Below are 10,038 nucleotides of genomic sequence, written 5' to 3'. Positions count from 1 at the left end.
CATCAGGCGCTGATGCCGCCATGCGGCAGCTGTTGCGCCAGCCGTGTCGCCAGATAGCGCAGGCTGGAGAACAGCCCGGCGGCGTGTACGGCGTCGTTTTTAATGGTCAGCGAGGAGAGCGTCCAGAGCTGCCCCTGCACGTTTTCATTAATCGCCAGGCTGAACGGCCCGAGGAACAGCCCGCACAGCGTCAGCGCCGGGTTGAGCAGCGCGTCGGCCAGTGGATGACGTTTCAGCCGATCGTCGCTATGCAGCCTGTTCAGTTCGAGGCTTGCCCAGGGCGTCAGTAGATCCTGTTCATCGTAAGGGGAGATGATTTTAATATCGCCCAGTGCCGCCAGCACCTCGTCCGCCAGCCTGCGTTTATTCACCGTGGCGATCTGACGCAGCGGCAGGTGCAGGGTGACGCCCGTCAGCCGCGGCCCGCCTTTTATTTGCAGGATTTCGGCTGTAGCGTAATACGCGCTGTTCATGCCCACCACGATATTATCCGGCAGCGCGACGTCATGTTCCGCACACAGCGTCCGCAGCCACTGCCATAATTGCGGCTCGTCCTGTTCAGTGAGGGGAATAGCGCATAATACCCGCGCCTGAATGGTAAATAAGCGCAGGCAATCGGCGACTTTCACCAGATTACACAGCAGCACCACGCCAATAAATCCGGCCAGGGTTTCGCCGACGATATATACCATCTCCCAGGTTTCGTTTTTCTTAACCTGATAAGAGAACCACAGCATATCGAAAACAATAATGGTTAACAGCGCCAGGATCAGAAATAACAGTTGTGCCGCGCTGGTCCACCCGAGCAGGTTACGAAACCAGTTAAACAGGCTGACGTCGCCATCTTCGCTGTGGCCCACCATATCCCGACAGCGCAGGCAGAAGCGCTGGGCCAGAATGCCGCAAAACAGCGACAGCAGGGCGCATACCATGCTTGAGATCGACAAATACCATTCGGCGGTGACCACCTTCATAAAGGCGAACATTTCCGGCGGGAACTGGGCATAAAGTTCGGCATTAGCTTTATGCTGCAGGTATTCTTTATCCGGTTTTGACGGCGGAGAGATATAGGATTTGATAATTTCAGTAGAAGTTTCATAAATCTGATAAATAGATACAACTTTATCATGTGATTTATTTATATGAATGAACTGACCGCAGGCGTAAAACAACAGCAGGGCAGGTAAAATCCAGGTGGCGAGAATAAAGCGGAAGTTTTTGAGCATAATCCATTGCTCCAGAGAAAAATAACCAGCGCGAATTTTACTCGCCGCGCAGGTGAAAATAAACTGGAATTTATTATTGATTCTGTGAATAAAATAAGCGCATCGCGGGCGGAATTCATGCCGCGATGCGTTTTATGGATCAGTCGCAGGCATGGCCCTGCGGCGGAAGCGGTACGCCATCCAGCCACGCGCGGTTATCGCGCATCGCCAGGCGGCCTTCGGTAAACCAGCTCACCACCAGCGGATAGATCGCATGTTCCTGGGTCTGTACGCGGGCAGTAATGTCCGCTTCGGTATCGCCCTCAAAAATCGGCACTTTGGCCTGCAGAATTACCGGGCCGCCGTCGAGTTCATCCGTTACGAAGTGCACCGAGGTGCCATGCTCCGTATCGCCGTTTTCCAGCGCCTGACGATGGGTATGCAGCCCCGGATATTTCGGCAGCAGGGAAGGGTGAATGTTGATCAGACGTCCGGCAAAGTGCGCCACAAACGCGGGACTGAGAATGCGCATGTAACCGGCCAGCACCACCAGATCCGGGGCGTAGGCGTCGATTTCCTGCATCAGTTCACGATCAAATGCCTCGCGGCTGGCAAACAGATCGGCGGTCAGGGCGTGCGCAGGAATATCAGCTTCGCGCGCACGTTCAAGGCCGAACGCGTCGGCCTTATTACTGAAAACCGCACGGATCGTGGCGTTAATTTTTTTCTGCTTACAGGCATCGATAATGGCCTGCAAATTGCTGCCGTTACCGGAAATAAGCACCACGATATTTTTCATTACGCAATGACCACGCGTTCGGCGGAATCGGAGGCTTTGATAACGCCGATTTTCCAGGCGGTTTCGCCTTTAGCATTCATCAGCTCAATAGCTTTATCCGCTTCTGCTGCCGGCAGGGCGATCAGCATACCCACGCCGCAGTTGAAAGTGCGGTACATTTCATGGCGGCTGACGTTACCGGCCGTTTGCAGCCAGTTGAACACGGCTGGCCACTGCCAGGACGCTTCGTCGATTACCGCCTGGGTGTTATCCGGCAGCACGCGCGGAATGTTTTCCCAGAAACCGCCGCCGGTCAGGTGAGCGATAGCGTGAACGTCGACGTGCTCAATCAGTTCGAGAATGTTCTTCACATAGATGCGTGTCGGCGCCAGCAGGTGATCGGCAAGCGGTTTGCCTTCCAGCTCAGTGGTTTCCGCATCGCTGCCGCTGACTTCCAGAATTTTGCGCACCAGCGAATAACCGTTTGAGTGCGGGCCGCTTGAGGCCAGCGCAATCAGCACATCGCCGTCGGCCACTTTTGAACCATCAATGATTTCTGATTTTTCTACCACACCGACGCAGAAACCGGCGACGTCATAATCTTCGCCGTGGTACATGCCCGGCATTTCTGCCGTTTCACCGCCGACCAGCGCACAGCCCGATTGCAGACAGCCTTCGGCGATACCGCTGATCACGCTTGAGGCGGTATCCACGTCCAGTTTACCGGTGGCGTAATAGTCAAGGAAAAACAGCGGCTCCGCGCCCTGGACCACCAGGTCGTTCACGCACATGGCGACCAGATCGATGCCGATGGTGTCGTGGCGTTTCAGATCCATCGCCAGACGCAGTTTGGTGCCCACGCCGTCAGTGCCGGAAACCAGCACTGGCTCACGATATTTTTGCGGCAATGCGCACAGCGCGCCGAAGCCACCCAGTCCACCCATGACTTCCGGGCGACGGGTTTTCTTCACCACGCCTTTGATACGGTCAACCAGGGCATTACCCGCGTCAATATCAACACCGGCATCTTTGTAGCTGAGAGAGGTTTTATCGGTCACTGCTTCTGTCCCCACGCGTTTACTTGCGGTAGAAATAAATTTCGGCGCAATTCTAACAGCCCAGGCAAACGTTTGCGAGTGCATTGTTAGGGGGCAGGCGCGATTATTCAGTCAGGCTCATTTCCGCTATGATTGATCGGGATCAACACAGTACCTGTAGCGCCGCGGACAAAAAGCGGTATAATCCGGCGATTTTTTTTGTGGCTGCTAACTGTCTGGGGAAGGAGAAGAGTATGAAGATCGTGGAAGTGAAACACCCACTCGTCAAACATAAGCTGGGATTGATGCGTGAGAATGACATCAGCACCAAACGCTTTCGTGAACTCGCCTCGGAAGTGGGTAGTCTGCTGACCTACGTCGCGACCGCCGACCTCGCTACAGAAAAAGTGACCATCGAAGGCTGGAACGGCCCGGTGGAAATCGAACAGATCAAAGGTAAGAAAATCACCGTGGTGCCGATCCTGCGCGCCGGTCTGGGCATGATGGAAGGCGTTCTGGAAAACGTGCCGAGCGCGCGCATCAGCGTGGTCGGGGTCTACCGCGACGAAGAGACGCTGGAGCCGGTGCCGTACTTCCAGAAACTGGTTTCCAATATCGACGAGCGCATGGCGCTGGTGGTTGACCCGATGCTGGCAACCGGCGGTTCGATGATTGCCACCATCGACCTGCTGAAAAAAGCAGGCTGCTCCAGCATTAAAGTGCTGGTGCTGGTTGCCGCCCCTGAAGGTATTGCGGCGCTGGAAAAAGCGCACCCGGACGTGGAACTGTACACCGCGTCGATCGATCAGGGCCTTAACGAGCACGGATACATCATTCCGGGGCTCGGCGATGCCGGCGATAAGATTTTCGGAACCAAATAATTGAATAAATAAAAAACAGCCGACTTCGATAGTCGGCTTTTTTTTGAATAAAAGAAGCCATTCGTTAATAACAAACACAACTCAGAGGAAAACACTATGACGCGCCGTGCTATCGGGGTGAGTGAAAGACCGCCGCTTTTACAGACAATCCCGCTTAGTTTGCAGCACCTGTTCGCCATGTTTGGCGCAACCGTGCTGGTGCCAGTCCTGTTTCACATTAACCCGGCCACCGTGCTGCTGTTTAATGGGATCGGGACGCTGCTTTATCTCTTTATCTGTAAAGGGAAAATTCCGGCTTATCTGGGTTCAAGCTTTGCGTTTATTTCCCCGGTGCTGCTGCTGTTGCCGCTGGGGTACGAAGTGGCGCTCGGCGGCTTCATTATGTGCGGCGTGCTGTTCTGCATCGTCTCTTTTATCGTGAAAAAAGCCGGAACCGGCTGGCTGGACGTGATGTTCCCGCCTGCGGCGATGGGCGCAATCGTTGCCGTCATCGGCCTGGAGCTGGCCGGTGTGGCGGCAAATATGGCCGGTCTGCTGCCGCCAGAAGGGCAGTCGGCGGATACTAAAACGGTGGTTATCGCGCTGGTGACGCTGGGCGTGACGGTCTTCGGTTCGGTACTGTTCCGCGGCTTTATGGCGATCATCCCGATCCTGATCGGCGTGCTGGCAGGGTATGCACTGTCGTTCGTCATGGGGGTGGTGGATACCACGCCCATCGCCGAAGCCCACTGGTTTGCGCTGCCGACCTTCTACACGCCGCGCTTTGAGTGGTTTGCCATCTTCACCATTCTGCCGGCTGCGCTGGTGGTGATTGCCGAGCACGTCGGGCACCTAGTGGTAACGGCGAATATCGTCAAGCGCGATTTGATCCGCGATCCGGGCCTGCACCGTTCGATGTTTGCTAACGGTTTTTCCACCATTATTTCCGGTTTCTTTGGCTCGACGCCGAACACTACCTACGGCGAAAACATCGGTGTCATGGCGATCACCCGCGTCTACAGTACCTGGGTTATCGGCGGCGCGGCCATCATTGCCATTCTGCTTTCCTGTGTGGGTAAACTGGCGGCTGCGATCCAGATCATTCCGGTGCCGGTAATGGGCGGCGTTTCCCTGCTGCTGTACGGGGTGATCGGTGCCTCCGGTATTCGCGTGCTGATTGAATCCAAAGTGGATTACAGCAAAGCGCAAAACCTGATCCTGACCTCGGTGATCCTGATCATCGGCGTCAGCGGCGCGAAAGTGCACATCGGTGCGGCAGAGCTGAAAGGCATGGCGCTGGCGACCATCGTAGGTGTGGGTCTGGCGCTGATCTTTAAGCTGATCAACGTGCTGCGTCCGGAAGAAGTGGTGCTGGATGCGCCTGACAGCGATAGCAGCCTGAAGTGATCGACGAGTTTGAGCCGGGCGTGATGCCCGGTTCAAACGCAGCGCAATTTTATGATAGACTCAGTGCGTTTTCTGTAAGCCCTGTTGAGGTCCCTCTGAACACACCGGCGCAGCTCTCTCTGCCATTGTATTTACCTGACGACGAAACCTTTGCCAGTTTCTGGCCGGGCGATAACCCTTCTTTACTGGCTGCCGTGCAAAACGTTTTGCGCCAGGATCACAGTGGATACATCTATTTCTGGTCACGCGAAGGCGCGGGACGCAGCCATCTGCTGCACGCCGCCTGCGCGGAACTCTCTGCCCGCGGTGATGCGGTGGGCTACGTGCCGCTGGATAAGCGCACCTGGTTTGTGCCGGAAGTGCTGGACGGCATGGAGCAACTTTCGCTGGTGTGTATCGATAATATCGAATGCATCGCCGGGGATGAGGAGTGGGAGATGGCGATCTTTGATCTCTACAATCGCATCCTTGAATCAGGCAAAACGCGGCTATTGATCACAGGCGATCGTCCCCCGCGCCAGCTGAATCTGCGATTAGCTGATTTGGCTTCACGCCTCGACTGGGGGCAAATCTATAAGCTGCAGCCGCTGTCTGACGAAGATAAAGTGCAGGCGCTGCAACTGCGCGCACGCCTGCGGGGATTTGAGTTGCCGGAAGACGTCGGCCGTTTCCTGTTAAAACGGCTGGACCGCGAAATGCGCACGCTGTTTATGACCCTCGATCAGCTGGATCATGCCTCCATTACCGCGCAGCGTAAGCTGACGATCCCGTTCGTAAAAGAAATCCTCAGGCTGTAACCTTGCCGGGTGGCGGCTGCGCCTTACCCGGCCTACAAGTTACGCCGTAAAACGTAGGCCCGGTAAGGCGAAGCCGCCACCGGGCAATATATTGCGCCATTTCAGGCAGTTCTGTAGGCCCGGTAAGCGAAGCGCCACCGGGCAACATGTCACGCCAGATCCCCCAGCAGATGCTCCACCAGCAGCGGGATCGGCCTGCCCGACGCCACGCTTCTGCCGTTTTCCCGCCACAGCGCCGTGCCGCTGATATCCAGATGCGCCCACGGAATTTCCGGCGGGCAGAAATGATGCAGCAGCCAGGCGGCGGAGGCGCTGATCGCGGCATTATTTGTCGGCGTATTACATAAATCCGCTATCGCGCTGTCGGTCTGCTTTTTCAGACGGGCATCCAGCGGCAGCGACCATACCTCATCGCCGCAGCGCTTCCCGGCATCGGTCAGTGCCTCGCGCAGCGGGTCGTGCTGCGTCATCAGCCCGCTCAGCTCATAACCCAGCGCTTTCACCACCGCGCCTGTCAGGGTCGCCATGTCGATAATGTACCGCGCCTGCGGGTGACGCTGCGCAGCCCAGGCAATGGCATCCGCCAGCACCAGCCGTCCTTCCGCGTCGGTATTATTGATCTCCACCGTCATGCCATTGCAGGCGCGCGCCACGCTGCCCGGCTGCATCGCATCAGGGCCAATCGCGTTTTCCGCCAGCGCCAGTACGCCCATCATACGCACCGGCAGAGCCATCTGCGCCACGGCCAGCAGCAGCCCCAGCACACCGGACGCGCCGCACATGTCGTATTTCATGGTGTACATGCCCGCGCCGTCTTTCAGCCACAGGCCGCCGGTATCGAAAGTAATGCCTTTGCCGACGTAGCAGCGCACCGGCGCATCTTCCGCGCCGTCATAGTGAATGACGAGCAGCCGTGGCGGACAGCTCGCCCCCTGGCCCACTGCCTGTAACAGGCCCAGCCCTTGTTCCGCGATCTGCGTTTCATCCAGCACCTCGCAGCGCAGGGCAGGGAATGGGGCGCACAGTCTTTGGGCTTCCTCCACCACAAACTGCGGCGTACAGCGATCGCCAGGCAGATCCGCCAGCCGCCGGGCGGCGATCATCCCTGTGGCAATCGCCTGCTGCTGATGGATCAGCGCCTCAAGTTTCGCCTGTTGTTCGGGCAGACAGAGCGCATCGATATGGGTAATACGCACCCTTGTGGCCGGGTTTGATTTCAGTCCCAGATCGTCCAGCCGGTGCGCCTGATTAAACAAAAAGCGCAGCAGCTGCTTCTGGGTGGTGTCGTTGATGTCCGTCAGATCGACGATTAACCGCGAGCTGCCCGGTATCGCCAGCAAGGGGCGCAGGGCATTCACCAGGCTTTCCGTCAGGCTCTCCTGCCAGAGGGCGTCCGGCAGCAGTGTCACCCGCGCGAAAGGGGCGCAGCCAAAGCGGGTATCGGCGATCTCCGGCTGCCCGCGCATTTCATTGATAAGCGGGGTGTCCGGTAATAAAGGGCAGGAGACGCGGGCGATGAGCTGTCCGCCTGGCGGTACCTGCGTGAGCGAAGTAATACATTGCCATGCGATCATAAATCCTCCTCTATCGGCGCGCGAATCCGCGCGGCATAGGCCTGCATCCATTCTTCATCCACCGGCTGATAATGGGTCTTTTCACGCAGGCGCTCCGCACGAAATACCGTCAGCGGCTGGCGGGCGGTGGCGACCACAAACGAAAAGGTTTTGATATTGGTCGCCGCGCCGAATTCGCCTTTATTGTTCATGCACACCACCGATAAATCTCCGGCGCGGCCAAAGCGCGACATCAGCTTGTCTTCCAGTTCAAAAACCACCGAGTCCGCCGCCTGTTGCGGCGTCATCCCCTGCGCCATGCGGCGGACGATTTCATAGCTGGCACAGCCTTTCATCAAATCTTCCCCGACGCCGGTGGCGGTCGCCGCGCCGGTTTCGCTGTCGCAATAGAAGCCAGAGCCGATAATCGGCGAGTCACCCAGGCGGCCACGTTTTTTCATAAACAGACCGCTGGTGGAGGTGGCGACGCTCATCGACCCCCGTTTATCCAGGCCGATAACGCCCACTGTATCGTGACCGTCATAGGGGCTAAGCCCTTTGTCGAGCGTTTCGCGGCAGCGCTTGCGATAGTGCTGCATGGCGCGATCAGTGAGCATGGTTTTTTCGGCAAAGCCCTGATTTAGCGCCCATTCGCGCGCGCCCTGGCCGACCAGCAGACTGTTATAGCGCTGGCGACTCAGCGCATGGGCCACCCGCACGGGGTTGGCGATATCCACCAGATTGCCCACCGCGCCGAACGCCAGCGTATCGCCGTCCATGTAGGCGGCGTCCAGTTCCACCTCGCCATTTTCCGTGGGCAGCCCGCCGTAGCCGACGGATTTATAGAGCGGAAAGTCTTCCACTGCGGCCACCGCGTCCACCACGGCCGCAGATACCGGCTGGCCCGCCGCCAGCGCGGAGGCAGACCCGGTAACCCCTTCCAGCGCCATTCGCCAGGTTGCGATAATTCCCCACATGCTTTACTCCTGTTTTGCCAGTGTTGAATCGGTTTGCACAGGCGCGATCAGTTCCGCCGCGCGGTACTGTTTATCAAGGATGCGCATAAAAGGCAGGTACAGCATCGCGCCGATCAGCAGGTTAAGCAGCTGCATCACGCTGCCGCTGAGATGACCGGTGACGATAAAACCGCTGATCACCGGCGGCAGGGTCCAGGGAATAAACACCCCGGTGGTGACCGCCACCGCGCCGATTTTCATCGCCGCGTACTGCACGGTAACCAGCACCAGCGGCACCAGGTTGAAGGGGATGAGCATGATCGGGTTCATGATCACCGGCAGACCAAACAGGATCGGCTCGTTGATATTAAACACCGAGGCCCCGGCCCCCAGCCGCGCCACCTCGCGCATGTTTTTGCTGCGGGCAAAGATCAGCATGGCGATGACCAGTGACAGCGTGGCCCCCGCGCCGCCCATCCAGATCATGTCAAAAAACTGTTCGGTGATAATGTGCGGCGGCGTGGCGCCCGCCTGGATCGCGGCAATGTTGTCGGTCTGGTTTTCCATCCACAGCGGGCGAATGATGCCGTTGACCATAGAGCCGGAGTTAATGCCCACTGACCATAAAATAGTAATGCTGAAGACCGTCATCAGCGCGCCAAAATAAGAGGTGCCGTAATGGCGCACCGGCGTGGCGACCACCTCGTAAATAAACTGGTGGATGGTGTGGTAGTGGCTGTTTTCAAACAAAATGCGGATACCGAGCACGAGGATCATCACGATCAACGCCGGGATCAGCGCGGCGAAAGATTCCTGCACCGCAGGTGGTACGCCTTCCGGCATTTTGATCACCAAGTTTTTGCGCTTCAGCCAGCAGAACAGCTCCGTCCACAGCAGCGATCCAATCATCGCCACGAACAGCCCTTTGCTGCCCAGCCACTCCACCGGGATCACCGTGATGCCGCCGTTTTCCGCCACTTTAATAAAGGGCGTGAGGATCAGAAAACTGACCAGCGCAAGGATCCCGCTGGAGAGACGATCTTCGCCGTAATGCTCCGCCAGCCGGTAGGCCACCAGGAAGCTGATAAACAGCGACATGGTGGAGAACACCGCGTTAAACGGGATTTCGATGATGGCGCTCCAGCTTTCGCCAAAGGCATGAGACATAAACTGCTGATAGGTCTGGTTGGGAAAGGATGAGATCACCAGCAGGATGGAGCCGACGATAATAAACGGCATAAAGGAAACATAGGCGCCGCGGATAGCGCCCAGATGCCGCTGCTGCGCCGTTTTAGCCGCCAGCGGCATCAGTTTTGCTTCAAGAAATCCCAGAACATTGTTCATTGTGAACTCCGTAGAAGATCGGACGACGTGATTCAGGTAAGGTCCGGGGATTATCAGTGAAGCGCGGCGACGGAAAGGTGAAACGGGTCACAATGTCCGGC

Annotated in this window: 9 protein-coding genes; 3 read left to right on the top strand and 6 right to left on the bottom strand. The window is 57.4% G+C overall.

Annotated features, from left to right (window positions below; genetic code table 11):
• Window positions 1–2: 2 nt before the first annotated feature.
• The 3 genes from QRD42_RS18895 to purM all read right to left on the bottom strand — a co-directional run bounded on the left by QRD42_RS18895 (window position 3) and on the right by purM (window position 3,041).
• Window positions 3–1,226 (bottom strand): hypothetical protein, encoded by a 1,224-nt coding sequence (locus tag QRD42_RS18895; RefSeq protein WP_321987855.1) that lies wholly within the window; start codon window positions 1,224–1,226, stop codon window positions 3–5.
• Between the two features lie 139 nt (window positions 1,227–1,365).
• Complete coding sequence (gene purN / locus QRD42_RS18890) at window positions 1,366–2,004, bottom strand: phosphoribosylglycinamide formyltransferase (RefSeq protein ID WP_321987854.1); 639 nt, start codon at window positions 2,002–2,004, stop codon at window positions 1,366–1,368.
• Entirely contained in the window at window positions 2,004–3,041 is a 1,038-nt protein-coding gene (gene purM, locus QRD42_RS18885; RefSeq protein WP_072569503.1) for a phosphoribosylformylglycinamidine cyclo-ligase, read from the bottom strand. Before purM ends, purN begins: the two co-directional genes overlap by 1 nt.
• 233 nt (window positions 3,042–3,274) lie before the next feature.
• Between purM and upp the strand changes: the two genes are divergently transcribed.
• The 3 genes from upp to QRD42_RS18870 all read left to right on the top strand — a co-directional run bounded on the left by upp (window position 3,275) and on the right by QRD42_RS18870 (window position 6,084).
• On the top strand, window positions 3,275–3,901 hold the full coding sequence (gene upp / locus QRD42_RS18880) for a uracil phosphoribosyltransferase (RefSeq protein WP_072569308.1): 627 nt from the start codon (window positions 3,275–3,277) through the stop codon (window positions 3,899–3,901).
• A 96-nt stretch (window positions 3,902–3,997) separates the two neighbouring features.
• Window positions 3,998–5,287: a uracil permease gene (gene uraA / locus QRD42_RS18875; protein ID WP_072569307.1), complete on the top strand. Its 1,290-nt coding sequence runs from the start codon at window positions 3,998–4,000 to the stop codon at window positions 5,285–5,287.
• A 95-nt stretch (window positions 5,288–5,382) separates the two neighbouring features.
• On the top strand, window positions 5,383–6,084 hold the full coding sequence (locus QRD42_RS18870) for a DnaA inactivator Hda (protein WP_234007234.1): 702 nt from the start codon (window positions 5,383–5,385) through the stop codon (window positions 6,082–6,084).
• 149 nt (window positions 6,085–6,233) lie between these two features.
• Here QRD42_RS18870 and QRD42_RS18865 read toward each other — a convergent pair whose 3' ends face one another.
• From QRD42_RS18865 to celB, 3 genes are read right to left on the bottom strand one after another with little or no spacing between them, the layout of a single operon-like run.
• Window positions 6,234–7,658 carry a leucyl aminopeptidase family protein gene (locus tag QRD42_RS18865; protein WP_321987853.1) on the bottom strand — a complete coding sequence of 475 codons (1,425 nt, stop codon included), beginning with the start codon at window positions 7,656–7,658 and terminating at the stop codon, window positions 6,234–6,236.
• The gene (locus QRD42_RS18860) at window positions 7,655–8,614 is read right to left on the bottom strand and encodes a N(4)-(beta-N-acetylglucosaminyl)-L-asparaginase (protein WP_321987852.1); all 960 of its coding nucleotides are present in this window, start codon (window positions 8,612–8,614) and stop codon (window positions 7,655–7,657) included. Before QRD42_RS18860 ends, QRD42_RS18865 begins: the two co-directional genes overlap by 4 nt.
• A 3-nt stretch (window positions 8,615–8,617) precedes the next feature.
• The gene (celB, locus tag QRD42_RS18855; protein ID WP_321987851.1) at window positions 8,618–9,937 is read right to left on the bottom strand and encodes a PTS cellobiose transporter subunit IIC; all 1,320 of its coding nucleotides are present in this window, start codon (window positions 9,935–9,937) and stop codon (window positions 8,618–8,620) included.
• Window positions 9,938–10,038: the final 101 nt, after the last annotated feature.

It is taken from the genome of Enterobacter sp. PGRG2, from assembly GCF_030291195.1.
Lineage (GTDB): Bacteria > Pseudomonadota > Gammaproteobacteria > Enterobacterales > Enterobacteriaceae > Enterobacter_D.
Note: the sequence above shows the minus strand (reverse complement) of the source record. Positions and strands in the feature narration are given on the sequence as shown.